Consider the following 21961-nt stretch of genomic DNA (forward strand, 5'->3'; position numbering starts at 1 on the left):
CTTGCCGGTGTGCGGTCAGGGGCGGCGCTCGAAGTTCGCTTGTGCGGCCTTGGCCAGGTCAGGCGGCAGGAAGTCCTTGTCCGGGTTGTAGTCGGCTTTCAGGTAGCGCGTCAGGTCTTGCAGGTCCTGCGGGCTCAGTGTGCCAGCGGCTTGCTTGAGGCGCAGGTTGTCGAGGATGTAGTCGTAGCGGGTGTTGTTGTAGTCCCGCACCGAGGTGTACAGCTGACGCTGTGCATCGAGTACGTCGACGATGTTGCGTGTCCCGACCTGGTAGCCGATCTCGGTCGCTTCCAGTGCGCTCTGGTTGGAGATGATCGACTGCTTGCGCGCTTGCACCTGCTCCACATCGGTGTTCACTGCGCGGTGCAGGTTGCGGGTGTTTTCCACCACTTGGCGGCGCAGGCTCTCGCGTTGCTGTTCAGTCTGGTTCAGGCGCTGGTAGGCCTCACGCACCTGCGAGCTGGTCAGCCCGCCACTGTAGATCGGAATGTTCAACTGCAGGCCAATGCTGCGTTGTTCGACATCGCCTCCGTATCGAACACCCGGCGTTGGGTTGCTGAACCCCAGGTTGTCGTTGTCGCCTTTCTGGTAGTTGGCCACTGCATCGAGCGTCGGGGCATGCCCTGCCTTGCGTTGACGCAGGGTTTCCTCCGCGGCGCTGACGGCATAGTTGGTCGCCTGCAAGGTCAGGTTCTGCCGTGCGGCGGTGTCGACCCAGGCGGTGGCGTCGTTCGGAACCGGCACCTGCACGGGCAGGGTATGGACGATGCCCTGGATCGCGTTGTACTCACGGTTGGTCAGGGTGATCAGTGCCTGGAAGGCGTCTTCGACCTGACGTTGGGCAAGGATCCGGTTGGCCCGCGCCGTGTCATAACTGGCCTGGGACTGCAGTACGTCGGTCTTGTCCGACAGGCCCACGTCAAAGCGTTCGTTGGATTGGTCCAGTTGGCGCTTGAACGCGGCTTCCTCGGCCTTGGTCGCCGCCAGATTGTCCTGGGCACGCAGCACGCTGAAATAGCTGTCTGCACTCTGCAGAATCAGATTCTGTTCGGTAGCCGAAAGCTCCAGTGCCGCTTGTTCATTGACGGCCTGTGCCGCTTGTAACTGGAACCAGCGGTCGGCACGGAAAATCGGCTGCGACAGGGTCGCTTGCCACGAGTTGCCACTGCGGTTGGCGGTGGTCGAGGGTTCATCGAACTGGGTGCGGGTGCTCTGCATCTCGGCCCCGGCCGAGAGGTTTGGCAGTAGCCCGGCACGCGCCTGCGGTACGACTTCGCGGCGAGCACCGTAGTTGGCCTGGGCCGCTGCCAGATCGGCGTTATTGTTGACTGCTTCTTGATAGACGCTGACCAGGTCGGTCTTTGCGGACAAGGGCGCTTCTGCTGCCCAGGCCATTCCGTTGGTAGCACAAGACACGGCAAGGGCCAGTGAAAGTTTGCGCAGCATAGGGCAATCCTTGAACGAGTTAGATAGTCGCTTAGTTCAGAGCGTAGTGCAGTGTAGTTGCGCTGACATGTTGCAACAATCTGCCATATCCGCCATTGATCGTACGCAGTTTTACAGTGGTGGCTTTACGCGTCACTCCAGTCTAGACTGACCCGGTTCTTGTCGGGGTGCCTTGTGTTGAGGCTGAGATCGGATAATTCCGGATCCCGTTGAACCTGATCAGGTTAGCGCCTGCGTAGGGAACAAGATTGCTCGCCTTCCCGCGAGCCCTCTTGTGCCAGGGTCCGGGAATGTCGAGTCAGCTTCAGGCTGCCAGGCATCGCCGACTATGGCACAGCACCAGTCCAGGTGCGTCCGTGCCTTTCAGGTTCACTCCGACATTCCACCGCTGGATGCCGTCTGGAGAGCCTGTGATGAGTAAACAAGAAAAATACGCCAACCTGAGTGAATCGGCTCAGGTCGATCAGCAGTCCGTGCAACCTTTTACCCGTTCGCGAAAAATTTATGTCGAAGGCTCGCGCCCTGACATTCGTGTGCCGATGCGTGAAATCAGCCTGGACGATACGCCGACCGACTTCGGTGGCGAGCCTAACGCTCCGGTGCTGGTCTACGATACTTCGGGCCCTTACACCGACCCGAACGTGGTGATCGATGTGCGTAAAGGCCTGGGCGACGTGCGCTCGGCCTGGATCGAAGCCCGTGGCGACACCGAGCGCCTCGACGGCCTCAGCTCGCATTTCGGCCAGCAACGCCTGAGTGACCCGGAGCTGACCGCACTGCGTTTTGCCCACGTCAAAAACCCGCGTCGGGCCAAGGCCGGTGCCAACGTCAGCCAGATGCACTATGCGCGCAAGGGCATCATCACGGCCGAGATGGAGTACGTTGCCCTTCGCGAAAACATGAAGCTGCAAGAAGCCCGTGCCGCCGGCCTGCTCAACCAGCAGCACGCCGGTCACAGCTTCGGTGCCAGTATTCCGAAAGAGATCACCCCTGAGTTCGTCCGCGAGGAAATCGCCCGTGGCCGTGCGATCATTCCGGCCAACATCAACCACGTTGAACTGGAACCGATGATCATCGGCCGTAACTTCCTGGTGAAGATCAACGGCAACATTGGCAACAGTGCCCTGGGCTCGTCCATTGAAGAAGAAGTGGCCAAGCTGACCTGGGGTATTCGCTGGGGTTCGGACACCGTCATGGACCTGTCCACCGGCAAGCACATCCATGAAACCCGCGAGTGGATCATCCGCAACTCGCCGGTTCCGATCGGTACTGTGCCGATCTACCAGGCATTGGAGAAGGTCAATGGTGTCGCCGAGGACCTGACCTGGGAACTGTTCCGTGACACCTTGATCGAGCAGGCCGAGCAGGGCGTGGACTACTTCACCATCCACGCCGGTGTGCTGCTGCGTTACGTGCCACTGACCGCCAAGCGTGTGACCGGTATCGTCAGCCGTGGTGGTTCGATCATGGCCAAGTGGTGCCTGGCACACCACAAGGAAAACTTCCTTTACACCCATTTCGACGAAATTTGCGAAATCATGAAGGCCTACGACGTCAGCTTCTCGCTGGGTGACGGCCTGCGTCCGGGTTCGATTGCCGACGCCAACGACGAAGCGCAGTTCGGTGAGCTGGAAACCCTTGGCGAGCTGACCAAGATCGCCTGGAAGCATGACGTTCAGTGCATGATCGAAGGCCCTGGCCACGTGCCGATGCAGTTGATCAAAGAGAACATGGACAAGCAGCTGGAGTGCTGCGACGAGGCGCCGTTCTATACCCTCGGCCCACTGACCACGGACATCGCTCCTGGCTATGACCACATCACCTCCGGTATCGGTGCGGCGATGATCGGCTGGTTTGGCTGCGCCATGCTCTGCTATGTGACGCCCAAAGAACACTTGGGCCTGCCGAACAAGGATGACGTCAAGACCGGCATCATTACCTACAAGATCGCCGCGCATGCTGCCGACCTTGCCAAGGGCCATCCGGGGGCGCAAATCCGTGACAATGCCTTGTCCAAGGCGCGCTTCGAGTTTCGTTGGGAAGACCAGTTCAACCTTGGCCTGGACCCGGACACTGCACGCAGCTTCCATGACGAAACCCTGCCGAAGGATTCGGCCAAGGTCGCGCACTTCTGCTCCATGTGCGGGCCGAAGTTCTGCTCGATGAAGATCACTCAGGAAGTGCGCGAGTACGCCGCCAACCAACGCATCGAAGCGCTGGATGTATCGGTCGAGGAAGGCATGCGTGAGCAGGCCGAGCGGTTCCGCCAGGAAGGCAGCCAGTTGTACAAAAAGGTCTAAGGACACCCTGGGGCGGCGCGCCATGCGCACCGCCTCGCAACCAGGCCAACCCCTACAGACACTGCACATGCCGGTGCCTGTGGGGGTTGGCTTGGCCGCAATGGGATTCAAACGACTACCTGACTCTCTCCCTGTCGAGACCATCGCCGTGAGCACATCCAGCCACTACTCCCCCGACCATCCTGTTCCCAGTCATCAGCGTACCTTCGGTGCACGTGACCTGTTTTCCCTGTGGTTTTCCCTTGGCATTGGCCTGATGGTGCTACAGACCGGCGCCTTGCTCGGTCCGGGGCTGGGGCTTGCGGGTGCGTTACTGGCGATTATCCTCGGCACGGCCGTGGGCGTGTTGTTGCTGGCGGCGGTCGGCGTCATCGGCAGTGATACCGGCCTCTCGGCCATGGCCGCTTTGCGGTTGAGCCTGGGGCGGCAGGGGGCGGCCTTGCCGGCACTGTTGAACCTGCTGCAACTGATCGGTTGGGGCGCGTTCGAGATCATTGTCATGCGCGATGCCGCTAGCTTGTTAGGGGCGCGGGCGTTCGGTGACGGGAGCCTCTGGGCCGGTCCGTTGCTTTGGACGCTGTTCTTTGGTGGCCTGGCGACCTTGCTGGCCGTCAGTGGCCCGTTGACCTTCGTGCGGCGGATCCTGCGCAAGTGGGGCATCTGGTTGCTGCTGGGTGCCTGCCTGTGGCTGACCTGGAACCTGTTCGCCAAGGCAGATCTGGCCAGCCTCTGGCAACGTACGGGAGATGGTTCGCTGTCATTTGCACTGGGCTTTGATATCGCGATTGCGATGCCGTTGTCCTGGCTGCCGTTGATTGCCGACTACTCGCGTTTCGGTCAGCGTGCTTCGCGGGTGTTCGGTGGCACGGCGCTCGGCTTTTTTATCGGTAATTTCTGGCTGATGAGCCTGGGCGTAGCGTACACCCTGGCATTTGCCCCAAGCGGTGAAACCAATGCACTGCTGTTGGCCCTGGCCGGCGCTGGCCTGGGCATTCCCTTGTTATTGATTTTGCTGGACGAGTCGGAAAACGCGTTTGCCGACATTCACTCGGCCGCTGTTTCGACAGGCCTGCTGCTGCCTTTGAAAGTCGAGCATCTGGCCTTGGTCATCGGCCTGGTGTGCACACTGATCGCTTGTTTGGCGCCACTGGCGCAGTACCAGAACTTCTTGTTGCTGATTGGCTCGGTGTTTGCCCCGCTGTTTGGCGTCGTGCTGGTGGATCACTTCATCTGGCGCCGTCGCCGTGCGGACATCAGCATACGGGCGCTGCACTGGGGGGCGTTGCTGGCCTGGTGTGGCGGTGTGCTGATCTACCACCTGTTGGCGAATTACTCGCCTGAAGTCGGCGCAACCCTGCCGGCATTGCTGTCGGCAGGGTTGTTGTACGGGCTTTCAGTGGGCGTATTCAGCCGCGGCCAGGAAAAAGCTCCGGCTTGAGGATGCCGTTCAGGCGCGGGTAAGGGATCTTCAGCTCAGTGTGGCCCATGGAGTAGGGCGCGATGGTGTAGACCTCATATTTGAGTACCAGCGCGCCGTACGTCAGGGCAATGTGTGGGGTCTTGCGGAAGGGCCAGGTTTGCACGAACTCCGGGTCCTGATCCATCTTGACGCTCGCCAGCCAGCTCTTGTGAGCCAGTTGCGCCTGCTGCCAGAAGGCTTCCTCCTGACCAGGCAGGAGCATGTCCTGCAGTGTCAGCACCTTGTCCTGTTGGCGCGAGTAGTTGATGAAGCCGCGTCCGGGCATACCGTGGGCACCGCCGGTGTCCAGGTAGCTGGACAGTTCAATGATCACCAGTCCGTCATGCTGTTCGCGTACCTTGGCTTGCAGGTAGCTGCTGTTGCGGCTTTCTGCGTCACGCAAAAACTGTTCTTCGTAGGCTTTGAGCGAAGCAGGCAGTGCTGTGCGGTTGTTGTCCTGGGTCATTTGCAACAGGCGTCGCTCGACGAGTGCATCCAGCTTTGGCTGTGCCGGGAAGTGAATCGTGTCGATGTTTACCAGCGGGCAGTCGGTGTTGTTGCAGCCTGGCTTGATGTGTTCCCAGGCCTCGCGTTTGACCTCCAGTGGCGTACGCATGTTGGGCTGGAACACGCTTTGGCAAGCGCCCAGCGCCAGTGCCAGTACGGCCACGGAAGTCAGTTTCGCAAGCGTCATGATGGTCCCTGTAAGGCTAAGGTAATCGGGCTTTGACCGTCGGCGGCGCCTTCGGTTCGCCACTAAGCTGAATAGACCAGCGGGCTGCCTATCCTCGCAGCCTCGCCGGTATCTTTAAAGAGGTGAAAGCTGGCCGAGTGCGCGTTAGGATGGCGCCAAGCGGTACACCGAAGCAATGAGGATTTCCATGACAGACAAGGCTAGTGCTGTGCCCAGCGCCGTTGAGATCGTTCAACGGGACAACTGCTACAAGGGCTTTTACCGGCTCGATAAGGTGCACCTGCGTCATGAGCTGTTCGCAGGCGGCATGGGGCGGGAGATAAGCCGTGAGCTGTTTGTGCGTCACGATGCCGTGTGTGTGCTGCCTTACGACCCGCAGCGTGATGAAGTGGTGCTGATCGAGCAGTTTCGCGTCGGTGCCATAGGCAAGGTTGAGAACCCTTGGCTGATAGAACTGGTTGCTGGTCTGATCGACAAGGACGAACAACCGGAAGAAGTTGCACACCGCGAAGCCGAGGAGGAAGCTGGCCTGAAGTTCACTGCCCTGTGGCCCATGACGCGGTATTTTCCATCGCCGGGCGGCAGTGATGAGTACGTTCATTTGTACCTTGGCCGTTGCAGCAGCGTGGGGGCGGGTGGCTTGCACGGTTTGGAGGCTGAGGGCGAAGATATTCGCGTGAAGGTCTGGGCATTCGAGGATGCCCTTCAGGCCGTGCGCGATGGGCAAATCATCAACGCGGCAAGCATCATTGCCTTGCAATGGTTGGCGTTGAACCGCGATGAAGTCAGGGGGCTATGGTCGTGAATCTGTTGCGTGAGCGCTATCGGGTCGATCTGGTGGGCTTGCAGGCTGCCTGCGAGGCCAACTATGCGCGCCTGATGCGGCTGTTGCCGGATATGCGCAACACCCAAAGCTCGCGCCGTATCGGTATGACCCAGGGCGACCAGATGCTTGGCGTTCTGGTGCTCGATGTTGTCCTTGCCTGTCCTTACACCACCACGCTCCGTGTACGTCAGGAACACAGCCTGCCCTGGTTGCCGGTGCCGCAGTTGGAGGTACAGGTCTATCATGATGCGCGCATGGCTGAAGTGGTCAGCGCTGAGCATGCCCGACGCTTTCGCAGCATCTACCCTTATCCGAACACGCAGATGCATCAGCCGGATGAAAAGGCTCAGCTCAACCTGTTCCTCGGTGAGTGGCTGAGCCACTGCCTGGCCTGTGGACACGAGTTGGCGGCGGTACGTTAAAAATGTGAAGCCGGTCGTGTAACGGGTTTGCTCCGACGTTTCGTCGCCACCATAATCGTGCCGAATCCGCCCCAGGAGCGAGCCTTGCAGCCTCAATCGACTTCCACCAGTGATGCCTCAGTGCTACTGGTCCAGCTTTCCGACAGTCATCTGTTTGCCGATGAAGGCAGCACGCTGCTTGGCATGAACACCGGTGACAGCCTGCAGCGGGTCATCGGGCAGGTGCTGAACGAGCAGCCACGTATCGATCTGGTGTTGGCAACGGGCGATCTGTCCCAGGACGGTACGCAGGCGTCCTACGAGCGGTTTCGCCAGATGAGCGAGCAAATTTCTGCACCGGTACGCTGGTTGGCGGGCAATCATGACGAGCCCTTGCCCATGGCGCAGGCCGCGCAAGGCTCGGATGCGCTTGAACCGGTCATGGATATCGGCGCCTGGCGGGTCATTCTGCTCAATTCGGCGGTGTCGGGTGCCGTGCCAGGCCTGCTGGCCGAGGATCAACTGCAATTGCTTGAGCAGGCGCTGGCCACGGCGCCCGAGCGCCATCATCTGGTCTGCCTGCATCATCATCCGGTCTCGATTGACTGCGCCTGGTTGGCGCCGATCGGCCTGCGTAATGGCGATGCCCTGTTCGCCTTACTTGAGCGTTATCCACAGGTCAGGGCAGTACTCTGGGGGCATGTCCATCAGGAGTGGGATGAACAGCGTGGTGACATTCGTCTGCTCGCCTCACCGTCCACCTGTATTCAGTTCGAGCCAGGCAGCGAAGACTTCACCGTAGGTGCACAGGCGCCGGGGTACCGCTGGTTGCGACTCCACGGCAACGGTCAGATCGATACCGGCGTGTCCCGTGTCAGCGATTTTGCCTTCACGGTGGACTACGGTAGCACGGGTTACTGAGTACAAAGTGTTGCGAAGTCTCCAAAGCTGATCCAACGCCCGCCGGACACGCTAAACTGCATGCTTTTGCGCCCGCAGTGCGGGCCATATCGATGCGCGGGGGTGGTATGTCGGGTTCGATTCTTTATATCCACGGGTTCAATAGCGCGCCGTCATCGAAAAAGGCCACTCAGTTGGTGGCGGTCATGCAGCAGCTGGGCTTGGAGGAACAGCTTCGGGTTCCGGCGCTGCACCACCATCCCCGTGAGGCAATCGCGCAACTGGAAGCAGCCATCGCCGAACTCGGTGCGCCATTACTGGTCGGCAGCTCACTCGGCGGCTACTATGCGACCAGCCTGGCCGAGCGCCACGGTCTGAAGGCCCTGTTGATCAACCCGGCAGTCAATCCGCACCAGTTGTTCGACGGCTACCTGGGTAGCCAGCAGAACCTCTACACCGGTGAAACATGGGAACTGACGGTCGATCATGTGCATGCATTGGCCGAACTGGAAGTGGCCCCGCCACGCGATGCCGAGCGCTTCCAGGTCTGGTTGCAGACCGCTGATGAAACCCTTGATTATCGCCGTGCCGAAGCCTTCTACCGGGCATGCGCCTTGCGGATCCAGGCAGGGGGCGACCATAGCTTCCAGGGCTTCGCCGAACGTTTGCCGGCCTTGCTGAACTTTGCAGGAATTGCGCCGAAACAGTATCAAGCGCTCGATTTTTCTGTATTTTGATTGCTTATTTTTACCTACGAATGACGACGAGAACCCATGGCCAATCCCAGCGCTAGCGCCTATAACGCAGACGCCATCGAAGTCCTCTCCGGCCTTGACCCTGTGCGCAAGCGCCCGGGCATGTACACCGATACCAGCCGGCCGAACCACCTTGCTCAGGAAGTCATCGACAACAGTGTCGACGAGGCCTTGGCCGGGCACGCCAAGTCGGTTCAGGTAATCCTGCACGCCGACCATTCTCTGGAAGTCTCGGATGACGGTCGTGGCATGCCGGTGGACATCCACCCTGAAGAAGGGGTCAGCGGGGTCGAGCTGATCCTGACCAAACTGCACGCGGGCGGTAAGTTTTCCAATAAGAACTACCAGTTCTCCGGCGGTTTGCATGGGGTCGGTATTTCGGTGGTCAACGCCTTGTCCAGTCAGGTTCGGGTCAAGGTCAAGCGTGATGGCAACGAGTACCAGATGACCTTCGCCGACGGCTACAAGGCCAGCGAGCTGGAAGTGGTCGGTACGGTCGGCAAGCGCAACACGGGTACCAGCGTCTACTTCGCGCCCGATCCAAAGTACTTCGACTCGCCGAAGTTCTCCATCAGCCGCCTCAAGCATGTGCTCAAGGCCAAGGCGGTGTTGTGCCCGGGGTTGCTGGTCAGCTTCGAGGACAAGGCCAGTGGTGAGAAAGTCGAGTGGCACTACGAAGACGGCCTGCGTTCCTACCTGGTCGACTCGGTCAGCGACTACCTGCGTCTGCCGGACGAACCGTTCTGCGGCAGCCTGGCCGGTAACAAGGAAGCCGTGGACTGGGCCTTGCTGTGGCTGCCCGAAGGCGGCGACAGCGTTCAGGAAAGCTACGTCAACCTGATCCCGACCGCCCAGGGCGGTACCCACGTCAACGGCCTGCGTCAGGGTCTGCTCGACGCCATGCGGGAGTTCTGCGAGTTCCGCAACCTGCTGCCGCGTGGGGTCAAGCTGGCGCCTGAAGATGTCTGGGAGCGCATTACCTTTGTGCTCTCGATGAAAATGCAGGAACCGCAGTTCTCCGGGCAGACCAAGGAACGCCTGTCCTCACGCGAGGCGGCTGCGTTTGTCTCCGGCGTGGTCAAGGATGCCTTCAGCCTGTGGCTCAACGCCCACCCAGAGCTGGGCATGCAACTGGCCGAACTGGCGATCAGTAACGCCGGGCGTCGCCTCAAGGCGAGCAAGAAGGTTGAGCGCAAGCGTGTCACTCAAGGGCCGGCCCTGCCCGGCAAGCTTGCTGACTGCGCCGGGCAGGACCCGATGCGCGCTGAACTGTTCCTGGTCGAGGGTGATTCGGCAGGCGGCTCGGCCAAGCAGGCACGGGACAAGGAGTTCCAGGCGATCCTGCCGTTGCGCGGGAAGATCCTCAATACCTGGGAGGTCGATGGTGGTGAAGTCCTGGCTAGCCAGGAAGTGCACAACATTGCAGTCGCCATCGGTGTCGATCCAGGTGCCAGTGACATGAGCCAACTGCGTTACGGCAAGATCTGCATCCTGGCCGACGCCGACTCCGACGGCCTGCATATCGCCACCTTGCTGTGCGCGTTGTTCGTTCAGCACTTCCGCCCGCTGGTCGAGGCGGGCCATGTCTACGTCGCCATGCCGCCGTTGTACCGGATCGACCTGGGCAAGGAGATCTACTACGCCCTCGACGAGGCGGAGCGCGATGGCATTCTCGATCGCCTGGTCGCCGAGAAGAAGCGTGGCAAGCCTCAGGTGACGCGCTTCAAAGGTCTGGGTGAGATGAACCCGCCACAACTGCGCGAAACCACGATGGACCCAAACACCCGGCGCCTGGTTCAACTGACGCTGGATGATTTCGCGCAAACCAGCGAGATCATGGACATGCTGCTGGCCAAGAAGCGTGCGGGCGACCGCAAAAACTGGCTGGAAACCAAAGGGAATCTGGCCGAGGTCATGGCTTGATTCGTTCGCTGTTGGCGAGCGTGCTGCTGCTTTTCGCCTTGCCGACGCTGGCTGCGCCCTGGCCGGAACTGACACTCCAGGCCGAGCATCCTGTCGACGGCATGCGTGGCGGCAACCTCTCGGGCCTGGCCTTGTGTGGCAAGGACCTGTGGGCGATTTCGGATCGTGATGATGACCTGCTGTACCGCCTGGACACCTCGGCGCCCGTCTGGCAGTCCATCGCTAGCACGATGGTGTTGCCCCCTGCGCCGAACAGCGCATTGCCTTGGGGAGTGCGCATGCGTAATTGGGCTGCGTCCTGGGTACGGGGTGGCTCGATCGATTTCGAAGCCGTGAGCTGTGACGCCACTGGCAACAAGTACCTGGTCAGCGAGGCCCATGCGGCCGTACTTCAGGTGCCGGTTGATGGTGCGCCAAACTGGTTAAAAATTGACCCCGGCGTTATTCGTCAGGCCCGTGGCAGTGGCATGCTGTTGCACTTCAATGCCTTGTTTGAGGGGCTTGCCGTCAACCCGTCCGGTGACCGTATCTGGCTGGCTGCCGAGCGCGAAAGGCGCGGTCTGCTGTTGATTAAACGACAGCAGACGACCTGGGACTGCAATGGCGGTTGTGTATTGCTCAGTGAAGGCGGGGCTGAACTTCAGCCGGAGCAGATGCCCAGCGCGAGAGCCTGGGAGCGTGATTTTGCCGACCTGGCGTTGTTCAATGACAAGCTGTTCACCCTGGAGCGCAATGCGTTTCGAATCTGCCGCCGAGACCCGGCCACGGCCGTGGTCGAGCGCTGCTGGTCGTTTGCAGCTGAAGCCTTGACGGAGCCGCGTCGCTATTCTCAACCCTTCGGCCTGGCTGAAGCGTTGGTGATCGACGCTGAAGGTGCCTGGGTGGGGCTGGATAACAATGGTGGCAGCCGTGCCGATGGCGAAAGCCGCCCGATCGTCTGGCGCTTTGCTGCGCCCAAGGACGGTTGGAGCGCCAAGCCATGAGCCGGGCCCCGGGCAAGCGTGCCGGTCGGGTGTTCCTGATACTGGCTTGGGCCGCCGGTCTGTTTCTGGCGACACGCTTCTTCGGGCAGTGGGAGCAGCGTCAGGAAAACCCGAACAAGGTCGTCAGTTCGGTGCGGGGCGAGGATTACATTGAGGTGCAACTGGTCGGTAATGGCCAGGGTCACTTCGTCGCCGATGGCCAGATCAATGGTCAGGCGGTGCATTTTATGCTGGATACCGGGGCGACCGATGTGGCTATCCCCGAGCGTCTGGCAACCCGGCTCGGTCTTGAGCGCGGCGTTCCGGTCACCCTGAGCACTGCCAATGGCCGTACAGAGGGTTACCGCACGCGGCTGGACGAACTGCAGTTGGGCGATATTCGCTTGCTCGATGTGCGTGCCCTGGTGGTGCCGGGGCTAGGCGGCGAGCAGGTGCTGTTGGGCATGAGTGCCCTGAAACGACTTGAATTTACCCAGCGCAGCGGCACCTTGCTGCTGCGCCAGACCTTGAAATGATGAGGCCCGCATGAGCGACTCCCTTGATCTCAGCCTCGATGGCGTAGAGCGCCGGTCACTGGCTGACTTCACCGAACAGGCCTACCTCAACTACTCCATGTACGTGATCATGGACCGTGCGCTGCCACATATCGGCGATGGCCTGAAACCGGTGCAGCGACGTATCGTCTATGCCATGAGCGAGCTGGGGCTGGACGCTGACGCCAAGCACAAGAAATCGGCACGTACTGTTGGTGATGTACTCGGCAAATTCCACCCCCATGGCGATTCGGCCTGTTATGAAGCCATGGTGTTGATGGCTCAGCCATTCAGCTACCGCTACACACTGGTCGATGGCCAGGGTAACTGGGGCGCACCGGATGATCCGAAGTCCTTTGCCGCCATGCGTTACACCGAGGCACGTCTGTCGCGTTACTCCGAAGTACTGCTCAGTGAGCTGGGCCAGGGTACCGCCGACTGGGTGCCGAACTTTGACGGCACCCTCGACGAACCTGCCGTGCTGCCAGCACGTTTGCCGAACATTCTGCTCAACGGTACCACCGGTATCGCAGTGGGCATGGCGACTGACGTGCCGCCCCACAACCTGCGCGAAGTGGCCAGTGCCTGTGTGCGGCTGCTCGATGAGCCGAAAGCGACCGTCGAACAGCTGTGTGAGCATATCCAGGGCCCAGACTATCCGACCGAGGCGGAAATCATTACGCCACGGGCCGACCTGCTGAAAATCTACGAAACCGGTCGGGGTTCGGTGCGCATGCGCGCGGTCTACCGCATCGAGGATGGCGATATCGTCGTTACCTCGTTGCCGCATCAGGTCTCCGGCGCCAAGGTGCTGGAGCAGATCGCCGCGCAGATGCAAGCCAAGAAGCTGCCGATGGTGGCCGATCTGCGGGACGAATCTGACCATGAAAACCCGTGCCGGATCGTGATCATCGCCCGCTCCAACCGGGTCGACCTCGACGAGTTGATGCAGCACCTGTTTGCGACCACGGATCTGGAGTCCAGCTACCGGGTCAACATGAACATCATCGGCCTTGACGGTCGCCCTCAGCTCAAGAATCTGCGGGCGCTGCTCAGCGAGTGGCTGGAGTTCCGGGTTGGTACTGTGCGTCGTCGTCTGCAGTTCCGCCTGGACAAGGTCGAGCGGCGCCTGCACCTGTTGGAAGGTTTGCTGGTGGCGTTCCTCAACCTGGATGAAGTGATTCATATCATCCGCACCGAGGATCAGCCGAAGGCTGCGCTGATCGCCCGTTTCGGCCTGACCGAAACCCAGGCGGAGTACATTCTCGAAACCCGCCTGCGCCAACTGGCGCGGCTGGAAGAAATGAAAATTCGCAATGAGCAGGACGAGTTGGCCAAAGAGCAGGCTCGCCTGATCGCCTTGCTGGGTAGCGAATCCAAGCTGCGCAAGCTGGTGCGCACGGAACTGATCAAGGATGCCGAGACTTACGGCGATGATCGCCGCTCGCCGATCATCGAGCGTGCCGAGGCCAAGGCCCTCTCGGAAAACGAGTTGATGCCGACCGAGCCGGTTACCGTGGTGCTCTCGGAGAAGGGCTGGGTGCGTTGCGCCAAAGGTCACGACATCGATGCAACGGGGCTTTCCTACAAGGCCGGCGATGGTTTCAAGACTGCCGCTGCGGGGCGTTCCAACCAATTCGCGGTATTCATCGACTCGACAGGCCGCAGCTATTCGGTGGCGGCTCATACCCTGCCGTCGGCGCGGGGGCAGGGAGAGCCGCTGACCGGCCGACTGACACCGCCGCCAGGGGCTACTTTTGAGTGCGTGCTGCTGCCTGACGATGACGCGCTGTATGTGATCGCTTCCGATGCCGGCTATGGCTTTGTGGCCAAGGGCGAAGACCTGCAGGCCAAAAACAAGGCGGGCAAGGCGCTGCTCAGCTTGCCCAATGGTGCCAAGGTCATTGCGCCGCGTGCGTTGGCCGATCGTGAGCAGGATTGGCTGGCAGCCGTCACGACCGAAGGTCGGTTGCTGGTGTTCAAGGTCAGCGACTTGCCGCAGTTAGGCAAAGGAAAGGGCAATAAAATCATTGGTATTCCAGGTGAGCGGGTTGCTAGCCGCGAAGAGTACGTCACTGATTTGGCGGTCGTTCCTGAGGGTTCAACCCTTGTATTGCAGGCCGGCAAGCGTACCCTGTCTCTCAAGGCTGATGACCTGGAGCACTACAAGGGTGAGCGAGGGCGGCGCGGTAGCAAGCTGCCACGTGGTTTCCAGCGGGTTGACGCGTTGCTGGTCGAGAGCCTTGGCTAGTGTGCTCGTGGGCCGCATACCCGGCTTTTTTGGTCGGGTATACGGCACAAATGCTGGAGTCGCGCCGCATATTCGCGGATGATAGGCGCCTTGTGGTGCCCAGGTAGCTGGGTGCCCGAGTGAATTTATGTGTATCACTGCGGTGAGCCGAGTGGCGACCGCCTGGATGGGATGATGACTTTTCTGCGCCTTCCATTTGTTCTACTGCTGGCAGGGGTATTGGGCCTGGCTGGCTGTAGCATGCATCAACCGGTTGCGCTGTATCAGCTCGACGATGGTCAGCCTGAGCAGCCTAAACAGGCGGGCGGCATGGCCGTTGTGCTGGGGCCGGTGTCGGTTGCTGATTACTTGCAACGTGAAACCTTCCTGCAGCGTCAGGCGGATGGCAGCCTGACTGCTGCTACCGATGGTCGTTGGGCAGGCAGCCTGTCGGCTGACATCGATCAACTGCTGGTACGTCAGTTGGCCTGGCGTCTGGACAGCCATCGCGTCGTGCTGGCGCCGGCCACGTCGGGTTTCAGTCCTGACGTGCAAGTGCTGCTGTCGATCACACGTCTGGATTCGGGCGTGCATCAGCCTGCCATCCTGGATGCCCAGTGGCGGTTGATTGACCGTCGTGGCAAGGTTCGCGACAACCGTATCATCCACCTTGAGGAACGGCACTTGGGCAGCTCTGCTGATCAGGTCAAGGCTCAGGGCGTGTTGCTGCAGCGATTGTCTGAGCAGTTGAGCGCTGCGCTCAAACCGCTGGCCAATCAGCCGCCTGTGGTCGAAGAAACACCACGCAAGGCTGCTCCTGTGCAGGTGCGCAAGGAGGGGCCTGAAAAGTCAAAGATCCCGCTGGCTTCGCCAATCCGCACCGAAATGGAAGTGTTCCGCTTCTGAAGAACGAGCCCGCAGCGATGCGGGTTCAGGCCGTCGACGCTGCGCACTTACGGGTGCCCGTGCTGACGCCATCGCAGGCAAGCCTGCTCCCACAGGGAAATGTAGCGTTCTGCGCGGCCCCCCTGTTGGCTTGCCAACGATGCAGGCGCTACGCACTCGCTGGCACCGCGCTGATGCCATCGCAGACACTCCCACAGAAAATGCAGTGTACTGCGCGGACTCCTGTGGGAGTTGGCTTGCCAACGATGCAGGCGCCTCGTACTCACTGACACCCGTGCTGACGTCATCGCAGGCAAGCCTGCATCGCTGGGTGGGCTAGTTCTTGACGCGGCTTTCGTGCATGCGCGCCAGTTGGCGTTCCAGCATCGATGGATAAGGTTCCATCAGTCGCTCGACACAGCAAGCCCCTTCAGGGCTGGCGATCGGGCGAATGCGGGCGCGCTGGCGAATCAGGGCGTCGTCGCTGATCTTGCGTTCGACCAGCAACAAATTGCGGCTGTGCTGGGACAAGGCCAGGGCATCCTGGGCCTTTTCGGTCAGCAGCAGGTCGATCTGGCTCAGGCCATGCAGGCCCTCACCCAACACCAGACCCAGCTGCAGTTGCAGGGTGATGCCGCTGTCCGCGACCTCGATCTGCAGTGCATGGCCGAGTGCGCGCAGCAGTTCGCCGCAGCAAATGGCGTTGGTCAGGTAGTCATCACCGCTGTCCTGGCGGTGGAACAGCATCAGGGTGCTGCCGTCATTGAGTGTCTGCACTTCGCCTTCATACAGCGAGGCGGCCTGGTCGAGGCAGTCGCGGTAGCGTTCCAGCAGTTCAGTCAGGCGCGCGCGCGGCAGGCGACGCAATTGTTCCTGCGAGCCCAGTTGTATAGCCAGAACCGCACTGGCCTGTGGTGGGCGTGCCACTGCTTGCTGGGCTGGACGAGCGACATCGGTGTCATCATGCAGGTCGGCGAACGCCTCGTCGTCCTCGTCCACGACAGCTCGGACGGTAGGGCGTGCAATGGCTGGGGTTTCGTCAAAGCTTGGGTCGCGCAGATTACGAACTTCAAATGTCGGTTCGTCTGCCTCGCTTTCCAGCGAGTCGTCATCCTCTGCTTCTGGCTCTACCTCACGTGGCGGCGGCGCGAAGCGGGCATGCAGTTGGCGCGCCAGGTCGCCAATCTCGTCCTGGCGCTCAGTGGCCGGGGTGAATTCATTCAGGTCACGCAGCCATACGCGCAGTTGCAGCAGCGGTGTGGAGATGAAACGCCCCAGACGAAGGCTCAAGGCCAGTGCCAGTGCCAGCAGGATACCGGCCAGAATGCCCATGCTTTGCAGGCTGATGGTCAGCGGCTGCTGAAACTGGCTCATGTCCAGGCTGATGCGCAGTTGCCCTGCCGTCACGTCCTGGAAGGTGATTTTGGTCTGGTAGAGGCCTTCCGCTTCGCCCAGCAGGCCGTTTTTCGGGCGCTGGCCAGCCTCGGCCAGAATCCGGTTATCGACGCTGTAGATGGCCGCGTGGGCCACCAGCGGGTTCTTCACCAGGTTGCCCAGCAGCACGTTGAGACTGAGGATGTCGTTGGACACCAGCAGTTCGGTAGCCGAGGTGGCCGTCTGGGTCGTCAGGCTCTGGCCCAGGGCATCAGCCTGTTCATGCATGGCTTCCTTGAACTGCAGGCCCATCACAACGGCATAGATCACCAGTGCCAAGGCGACCAGGAAGACGTTATGGCAGGCGATCCGCAGCGCCAACGGTACTCGGCGCTGGCGCAGGGCACGAAAGATCAGCAGGAAGAAGTTGTCGGTTTTTACAGGCGTAGGCCGGTTCACAGAGCGCGGCTCTTTATGTCGGTTAAGTTGCTGCGCAGTATAGCGAGCAGCTACAGGGCGGCAAAGTATCGGCGGTGCCCGATAGTCAGTGAAAGTCGGTAGAATGCGCTTTTTTTCAACGAGTCGGAGCCCGTCTTGCGCGAAATCGTCCTGATCAACATCACTGGTGAGGACCGTCCGGGTCTCACCGCCGCCATCACCGGTGTCCTGGCGAGGAGCGGTGTGAACATCCTCGATATCGGTCAGGCGGTGATTCATGACACCCTGTCCTTTGGCATTCTGGTCGAAATTCCAGAAAGCGAGCATGCCTCTTCGGTCCTCAAGGACATCCTGTTCGCTGGCTACGAGCTGGATCAGCAGGTGCGTTTTACGCCGGTTTCCGAAGCCGATTACCAGGCCTGGGTAGAGGGTCAGGGCAAGCCACGGCATATCGTTACGTTGCTGACCCGCAAGGTAACCGCTGAGCAAGTGCAGCGAGTGAGCGCGATTACCGCGCAATACGGGCTGAATATCGACCACATCGACCGTCTGTCCGGCCGCGTTGCGTTGGATACGCCGGTGGAAAAGAGCAAGGGTTGCATCGAGTTCTCAGTACGTGGCGAACCCGCCGACCCTCAAGCCCTGCGCGCCGAATTTCTCAGCGTGGCTCAGGAGCTGAACGTCGACATCGCTTTCCAGCAGGACTCGCTGTTCCGCCGTAACCGTCGTCTGGCGGTATTCGACATGGACTCCACCCTGATCGAAGCCGAAGTTATTGATGAGTTGGCCAAGGCTGCGGGTGTGGGTGAGCAGGTCTCGGAGATCACCGAGCGCGCGATGCGCGGCGAGCTGGATTTTCGGGCCAGCTTCAAGGAGCGCCTGGCGTTGCTCAAAGGGCTGGATGTCAGCGTGCTGGATGAAATCGGTGCGTCGCTGCGTTTGACCGAGGGTGCCGAGACCCTGTTCGCCGAGCTCAAGCGCCTGGGCTACAAGACCGCCATCCTGTCCGGCGGCTTCACCTACTTCGCCAAGCAGTTGCAGGCCCGTCTGGGTATTGACTATGTCTATGCCAACGAGCTGGAAGTCGTCGATGGCAAGGTCACCGGTGTGGCGGTAGAGCCGATTGTCGATGCACAGCGCAAGGCTGATCTGCTGACCGAGCTGGCACGCAAGGAAGGCTTGCAGATGGAGCAAACCATTGCCGTGGGCGATGGTGCCAATGACCTGCCAATGCTGGCCATTGCAGGGCTGGGTGTTGCGTTCCGGGCCAAACCGTTGGTCAAGCAGTCGGCCAAACAGGCGATTTCGACATTGGGCCTGGATGGTGTGTTGTACCTGCTGGGCATGCGTGACCGCCACGGTCGTGGCTGATCACGCTGCTGGTTAGCCCCGCATGACATGCGCCCCCGGCCTGGGGGCGCATGTTTGTCTGTAGCGTCAGGCTTGTGCAGGCAGTGCCAGGCCTTGGCCCATTCGTACAGCAGAACCTGCTGTCAGCTCTTCAGCCCATTTCACTTGATCCTGACCGAACAGCACGATAGCGGTCGAACCCAGTTTGAAACGTCCCAGCTCCGCACCCTTTTCCAGGTGGATCGGCGCACGGGCGGCGTCGTCGTAGCGGAAGGTTTTCAGCTCGCGCTTCGGCGGTGTCACCAGGCCCGCCCAAACGGTTTCGATCGATGCCACGATCATTGCACCCACCAGCACCACGGCCATCGGGCCACGTTCGGTGTCGAACAGGCAGACCACGCGTTCGTTACGGGCAAACAGCTCCGGTACGTTTTCGGCGGTAGTCTGGTTGACCGAGAACAGGCGACCCGGGACGTAGACCATCTCGCGCAGTGTGCCGGCCAGTGGCATGTGCACGCGGTGGTAGTCCTTCGGCGACAGGTAGATGGTGGCGAACTGGCCGCCCATGAACGGCGCAGCAAGTGCTGGATCGCCGCCCAGTAGCTCCAGGGCGCTGAAGCTGTGGCCCTTGGCCTGGAAAATGCGTCCGTGCTCGATAGGGCCGAGCTGGCTCACAGCACCGTCGGCTGGGCAGAGAATCGCCCCTGGAGTTGTGTCCAGCGAGCGTGCATCCGGTTTCAGCGCGCGGGTGAAGAAGGCGTTGAAGTGCTCGTAGGCGGTCACGTCTTCGACCAGCGCTTCACTCATGTTGACCTGGTAGCGTTTGGCGAACCATTGGGTGAACGCATTCTTGAACCAGCGCACGCGGCACTCGGCAATACAGCCTGCCAGGCGCGAAAGCAGGTGATGCGGCAGCAGGTACTGGCTGATGATGAACAAGCGGGATTTCATTGGGTTTCCTTAAACTTCTACAGGCGTGTCCGGATGGTTGCCCCATTCGCCCCACGAGCCGGCATACGCCTTGACCCGTGGGTAGCCGAGGGCCTTGGCCACCAGGTAGGTAAAGCCGGAGCGGTGGTGTGTCTGGCAGTGGGTAACCACTTCCTTGTCTTTGCTGATGCCCAGTTGCTCGAGGATCTGTGGCATGTCTTTGCGGATACGCAGGGCATTGTCGGTGTCCATGCCCTTGGTCCACTCGAAATTGACCGCACCGGGGATATGTCCGCCCTTGGCGGCGAGGACCTTTTCACCGCTGTATTCCAGTTGGCTGCGCGCATCCCAGATCGCCAGGTCGGCAGCGCCGAGGCGGCTTTGCAGGTATTCGCGGGTGGCTGTCGGTGCGTCGTTCAGGCGCAGGCTGACCGGGCCGCCAGCGCTGGCCGGCACATCGGTGGACAGGGCCAAGCCTGCGCCATGCCAGGCATGCAGGCCACCATCCAGGTAGTGGTAGCGTGTGTGGCCGATTACGTCCAGCAGCCAGATGAAGCGCCCGGCCCAACCGCCACCTTCGTCGTCATACACGACGTAGACGGCATTGGGGTTATGCCCGAGCTCGCCGAACAGTTTTTCCAGGTCAGCTTTGGCCGGCAGCAAGCCTGGCGCTGGAGGCTGACCCAATTGCGTGCGCTTGGGATCAACGAAGCGCGCCCCCGGGATATGTCCACTGCCGTAGCGGTTGACGCTGGTCAGATCGACCAGAATCAGCTCCGGGGCCTCAAGGCGAGCCTGCAGGTCAGCGGGCTCGATCACCAGGGGCAAGCCAGAAAAGTCAGTCATCCAGGGTCTCCACGTCGAAAGAGAGGGGGCGATTGTAGCGCATGGGTCAGGCACTGCGATTGCTGAAGTTGTTCAGGGCGCGTTCGATGCATTGCGCGGTCTTGCCGAAGGCTTGCACGCTGATTTCCGAGAAGGGCGCGCCGCCTTGGTCGGCCACCAGCAGCATGACGACCCGGCCATGGCTCGACAGCGAGCGCAACAGCACGTGACTGCCCTTGAACAGGCTGCGCAGGCTGGCCGGCAACAGTGCAGAAAACTGCGCGTTGTTTTCCGGGGTCAGGCGCAGTTGGGCTGACTGAGCCAGCAGGCGTTGCAGCACTTTGCTCTGATCGATCTGCAGGTTCAGGCTGGCAGCCTCTTTGGCCAGGCCGGCAATTTGATGAACGCGCAGGTGGGTCAGGTTCTTGTCGGTCATCAGTAGCATCACCCGCTGCATGCCGCAGGCGAGCAGCGCGTCCCGGGCGTGAGTCGTCAGGTGCATGGCGTTGGTGAAGGGGCTGGGTTCGGCCAGCAGTTCGGCGCAGTACTTGCGCCAGGCACCCAGTGCCTCGGTTGACGGCGGCGCCGCTGGCAACAGGCCGCGCGGGATACGGCGTGCCTCCCACGGCCAGATCAATGCTTCCGCCGGGTGGAACAGGTCGGCATCTGCGTGGCTGCGGGCACTGCTGGCGGCGTGTTGGTGAATCTGCTGCTGTACCGCGTCGATAGGTTCTTGCAAGTACAGGCTGATCAGGTACTCCCAGCGAACGTTGTGCGGGCTGGTCCAGGCCACCTGGGCCGACAGCGCCAAACCATTGGCCAGTAGCACGGTGTTGGCCGGCTGGTTGAACCAGCGTCGCAAACCGGGATCATCGTCCAGTTGCTGTTGTTGATGCAGCGGGTCGTCATCACGCGCAATGTGGGTGACCTTGGCCAGCAGTTCGCGCTCCTCCTGCAGCAAGTGATAGCCCTGAGTGACCCAGTTTGGCAGGCGCCAATGATTGGCCAGGGCCTGGAAGATGGCGAGCAGGCGCACACCGAACAACTCGTGTTCAACGGCCGTTGATGATTCGCTCTTGTGGACAACCCGCACTTCCCATTCTTCAAGCAACTTGGGGTAAGTGATTGCCAGAGGCCAGAGCGGTGAGAGGAACAGCAGGCTGCCCCAGTGGATTTCCTGCCACAGTCGCGCCAGTCGATTGGCGAACAGGCCATTGGCTTGCGTGCAGGCATGCTGGCTGACCATCTGCAACTGCCGCAGGGGTTGCGGGATCTGCGCCTGATCCAGGGTGGGCAAGCGCTCAAGCAGTTCTTCGGTGCGCTTGAGGCCCAACCTGTTCAGGGCGATTTCCAGGCTCTCGGCCGGTTCACTCATGCTCGAATGAGTGTGTTGATTGGCCTCGCGGATCACGCTCAGCACCAGCGCTGGGCTGCCCTGCATCAGCTCGGCAATGTCACGTAACGAGCTTCGGTTGTCGCTGATTGCCGCACGAACCCGTGCATGGCTGTCGCGGGGTACCGGAAGGCGAGCGCTGTCTAGAAGCCTGACCCAGGCATCGAGTGTTTTTGGGGTTTTATTTGGCACGATAGTTTCATTAGGCATGCTGTAGGGCGCCTGAACTGGCTTTTCGCCTTGACTGGCTATAGTCTGGCGCAGAAGTGCCGATAAGTAGAAGAAGAGTTTTCGAGCTTCCGCCCCCCGACCCTGA

18 protein-coding genes and 1 riboswitch are annotated in these 21961 nt (G+C 60.9%); of the genes, 12 read left to right on the forward strand and 6 right to left on the reverse strand.

Annotated features, from left to right (window positions below; genetic code table 11):
- Window positions 1–15 precede the first annotated feature (15 nt).
- On the reverse strand, window positions 16–1446 hold the full coding sequence (locus tag ACZ9H3_RS17745; protein WP_102052352.1) for a TolC family outer membrane protein: 1431 nt from the start codon (window positions 1444–1446) through the stop codon (window positions 16–18).
- A 153-nt stretch (window positions 1447–1599) separates the two neighbouring features.
- Window positions 1600–1705: riboswitch (TPP riboswitch) on the forward strand.
- 154 nt (window positions 1706–1859) lie between these two features.
- On the opposite strand from ACZ9H3_RS17745, the gene thiC reads away from it, so the two are divergent.
- Window positions 1860–3746 (forward strand): phosphomethylpyrimidine synthase ThiC, encoded by a 1887-nt coding sequence (gene thiC, locus ACZ9H3_RS17750; protein ID WP_065758729.1) that lies wholly within the window; start codon window positions 1860–1862, stop codon window positions 3744–3746.
- A gap of 100 nt (window positions 3747–3846) precedes the next feature.
- The gene (cytX, locus tag ACZ9H3_RS17755) at window positions 3847–5184 is read left to right on the forward strand and encodes a putative hydroxymethylpyrimidine transporter CytX (RefSeq protein WP_442963005.1); all 1338 of its coding nucleotides are present in this window, start codon (window positions 3847–3849) and stop codon (window positions 5182–5184) included.
- Here the strand turns inward: cytX and ACZ9H3_RS17760 are convergent.
- Window positions 5153–5899 (reverse strand): RsiV family protein, encoded by a 747-nt coding sequence (locus ACZ9H3_RS17760; protein WP_065758730.1) that lies wholly within the window; start codon window positions 5897–5899, stop codon window positions 5153–5155. The two genes, cytX and ACZ9H3_RS17760, sit on opposite strands and share 32 nt — an antisense overlap.
- A gap of 187 nt (window positions 5900–6086) precedes the next feature.
- Here ACZ9H3_RS17760 and ACZ9H3_RS17765 point away from each other — a divergent pair, with 187 nt between their 5' ends.
- From ACZ9H3_RS17765 to ACZ9H3_RS17805, 9 genes are all read left to right on the forward strand, one after another.
- Window positions 6087–6704, forward strand: coding sequence for an NUDIX domain-containing protein (locus tag ACZ9H3_RS17765; RefSeq protein ID WP_476221764.1), 618 nt, complete (start codon window positions 6087–6089; stop codon window positions 6702–6704).
- Window positions 6695–7147, forward strand: coding sequence for a DUF1249 domain-containing protein (locus tag ACZ9H3_RS17770; protein ID WP_065758732.1), 453 nt, complete (start codon window positions 6695–6697; stop codon window positions 7145–7147). The genes ACZ9H3_RS17765 and ACZ9H3_RS17770 overlap by 10 nt, the downstream gene beginning before the upstream one ends.
- An 84-nt stretch (window positions 7148–7231) precedes the next feature.
- Window positions 7232–8047, forward strand: coding sequence for a 3',5'-cyclic-AMP phosphodiesterase (gene cpdA, locus ACZ9H3_RS17775; protein WP_476221767.1), 816 nt, complete (start codon window positions 7232–7234; stop codon window positions 8045–8047).
- Between the two features lie 107 nt (window positions 8048–8154).
- Window positions 8155–8763 (forward strand): YqiA/YcfP family alpha/beta fold hydrolase, encoded by a 609-nt coding sequence (locus ACZ9H3_RS17780; protein ID WP_065758734.1) that lies wholly within the window; start codon window positions 8155–8157, stop codon window positions 8761–8763.
- A gap of 36 nt (window positions 8764–8799) precedes the next feature.
- Window positions 8800–10704: a DNA topoisomerase IV subunit B gene (gene parE / locus ACZ9H3_RS17785; RefSeq protein WP_065758735.1), complete on the forward strand. Its 1905-nt coding sequence runs from the start codon at window positions 8800–8802 to the stop codon at window positions 10702–10704.
- The gene (locus tag ACZ9H3_RS17790) at window positions 10701–11687 is read left to right on the forward strand and encodes an esterase-like activity of phytase family protein (protein WP_476221769.1); all 987 of its coding nucleotides are present in this window, start codon (window positions 10701–10703) and stop codon (window positions 11685–11687) included. The genes parE and ACZ9H3_RS17790 overlap by 4 nt, the downstream gene beginning before the upstream one ends.
- Complete coding sequence (locus ACZ9H3_RS17795; RefSeq protein ID WP_476221770.1) at window positions 11684–12202, forward strand: retropepsin-like aspartic protease family protein; 519 nt, start codon at window positions 11684–11686, stop codon at window positions 12200–12202. The genes ACZ9H3_RS17790 and ACZ9H3_RS17795 overlap by 4 nt, the downstream gene beginning before the upstream one ends.
- A gap of 10 nt (window positions 12203–12212) precedes the next feature.
- Window positions 12213–14471 (forward strand): DNA topoisomerase IV subunit A, encoded by a 2259-nt coding sequence (gene parC / locus ACZ9H3_RS17800; protein ID WP_065758738.1) that lies wholly within the window; start codon window positions 12213–12215, stop codon window positions 14469–14471.
- A 174-nt stretch (window positions 14472–14645) separates the two neighbouring features.
- The gene (locus tag ACZ9H3_RS17805) at window positions 14646–15356 is read left to right on the forward strand and encodes a PqiC family protein (RefSeq protein WP_065758739.1); all 711 of its coding nucleotides are present in this window, start codon (window positions 14646–14648) and stop codon (window positions 15354–15356) included.
- Window positions 15357–15671: 315 nt separating this feature from the next.
- Here the strand turns inward: ACZ9H3_RS17805 and ACZ9H3_RS17810 are convergent, their stop codons facing one another.
- Window positions 15672–17168 (reverse strand): histidine kinase, encoded by a 1497-nt coding sequence (locus ACZ9H3_RS17810; RefSeq protein WP_476221773.1) that lies wholly within the window; start codon window positions 17166–17168, stop codon window positions 15672–15674.
- Window positions 17169–17303: 135 nt separating this feature from the next.
- Between ACZ9H3_RS17810 and serB the strand changes: the two genes are divergently transcribed.
- Window positions 17304–18518: a phosphoserine phosphatase SerB gene (serB, locus tag ACZ9H3_RS17815; RefSeq protein WP_065758741.1), complete on the forward strand. Its 1215-nt coding sequence runs from the start codon at window positions 17304–17306 to the stop codon at window positions 18516–18518.
- Between the two features lie 66 nt (window positions 18519–18584).
- Here the strand turns inward: serB and asd are convergent, their stop codons facing one another.
- Genes asd through ACZ9H3_RS17830 form a run of 3 tightly spaced genes read right to left on the reverse strand, consistent with a single transcriptional unit; the run spans window position 18585 to window position 21855 of the window.
- Window positions 18585–19448 (reverse strand): archaetidylserine decarboxylase, encoded by an 864-nt coding sequence (gene asd, locus ACZ9H3_RS17820; RefSeq protein WP_065758742.1) that lies wholly within the window; start codon window positions 19446–19448, stop codon window positions 18585–18587.
- Window positions 19449–19457: 9 nt separating this feature from the next.
- Window positions 19458–20273, reverse strand: a complete 816-nt coding sequence (locus ACZ9H3_RS17825) for a rhodanese-like domain-containing protein (RefSeq protein ID WP_065758743.1) — start codon at window positions 20271–20273, stop codon at window positions 19458–19460.
- A 46-nt stretch (window positions 20274–20319) separates the two neighbouring features.
- The gene (locus ACZ9H3_RS17830; RefSeq protein WP_476221776.1) at window positions 20320–21855 is read right to left on the reverse strand and encodes an HDOD domain-containing protein; all 1536 of its coding nucleotides are present in this window, start codon (window positions 21853–21855) and stop codon (window positions 20320–20322) included.
- Window positions 21856–21961: the final 106 nt, after the last annotated feature.

Source organism: Pseudomonas sp. TE3910, assembly GCF_056279025.1.

Coding starts and splice junctions, on each gene's coding strand:
- ACZ9H3_RS17745 (WP_102052352.1), bottom strand. CDS start 1,446: ATGCTGCGCAAACTTTCACTGGCCCTTGCCGTGTCTTGTGCTACCAAC.
- thiC (WP_065758729.1), top strand. CDS start 1,860: ATGAGTAAACAAGAAAAATACGCCAACCTGAGTGAATCGGCTCAGGTC.
- cytX (WP_442963005.1), top strand. CDS start 3,847: ATGGGATTCAAACGACTACCTGACTCTCTCCCTGTCGAGACCATCGCC.
- ACZ9H3_RS17760 (WP_065758730.1), bottom strand. CDS start 5,899: ATGACGCTTGCGAAACTGACTTCCGTGGCCGTACTGGCACTGGCGCTG.
- ACZ9H3_RS17765 (WP_476221764.1), top strand. CDS start 6,087: ATGACAGACAAGGCTAGTGCTGTGCCCAGCGCCGTTGAGATCGTTCAA.
- ACZ9H3_RS17770 (WP_065758732.1), top strand. CDS start 6,695: ATGGTCGTGAATCTGTTGCGTGAGCGCTATCGGGTCGATCTGGTGGGC.
- ACZ9H3_RS17780 (WP_065758734.1), top strand. CDS start 8,155: ATGTCGGGTTCGATTCTTTATATCCACGGGTTCAATAGCGCGCCGTCA.
- parE (WP_065758735.1), top strand. CDS start 8,800: ATGGCCAATCCCAGCGCTAGCGCCTATAACGCAGACGCCATCGAAGTC.
- ACZ9H3_RS17795 (WP_476221770.1), top strand. CDS start 11,684: ATGAGCCGGGCCCCGGGCAAGCGTGCCGGTCGGGTGTTCCTGATACTG.
- parC (WP_065758738.1), top strand. CDS start 12,213: ATGAGCGACTCCCTTGATCTCAGCCTCGATGGCGTAGAGCGCCGGTCA.
- ACZ9H3_RS17805 (WP_065758739.1), top strand. CDS start 14,646: ATGACTTTTCTGCGCCTTCCATTTGTTCTACTGCTGGCAGGGGTATTG.
- asd (WP_065758742.1), bottom strand. CDS start 19,448: ATGAAATCCCGCTTGTTCATCATCAGCCAGTACCTGCTGCCGCATCAC.
- ACZ9H3_RS17825 (WP_065758743.1), bottom strand. CDS start 20,273: ATGACTGACTTTTCTGGCTTGCCCCTGGTGATCGAGCCCGCTGACCTG.
- ACZ9H3_RS17830 (WP_476221776.1), bottom strand. CDS start 21,855: ATGCCTAATGAAACTATCGTGCCAAATAAAACCCCAAAAACACTCGAT.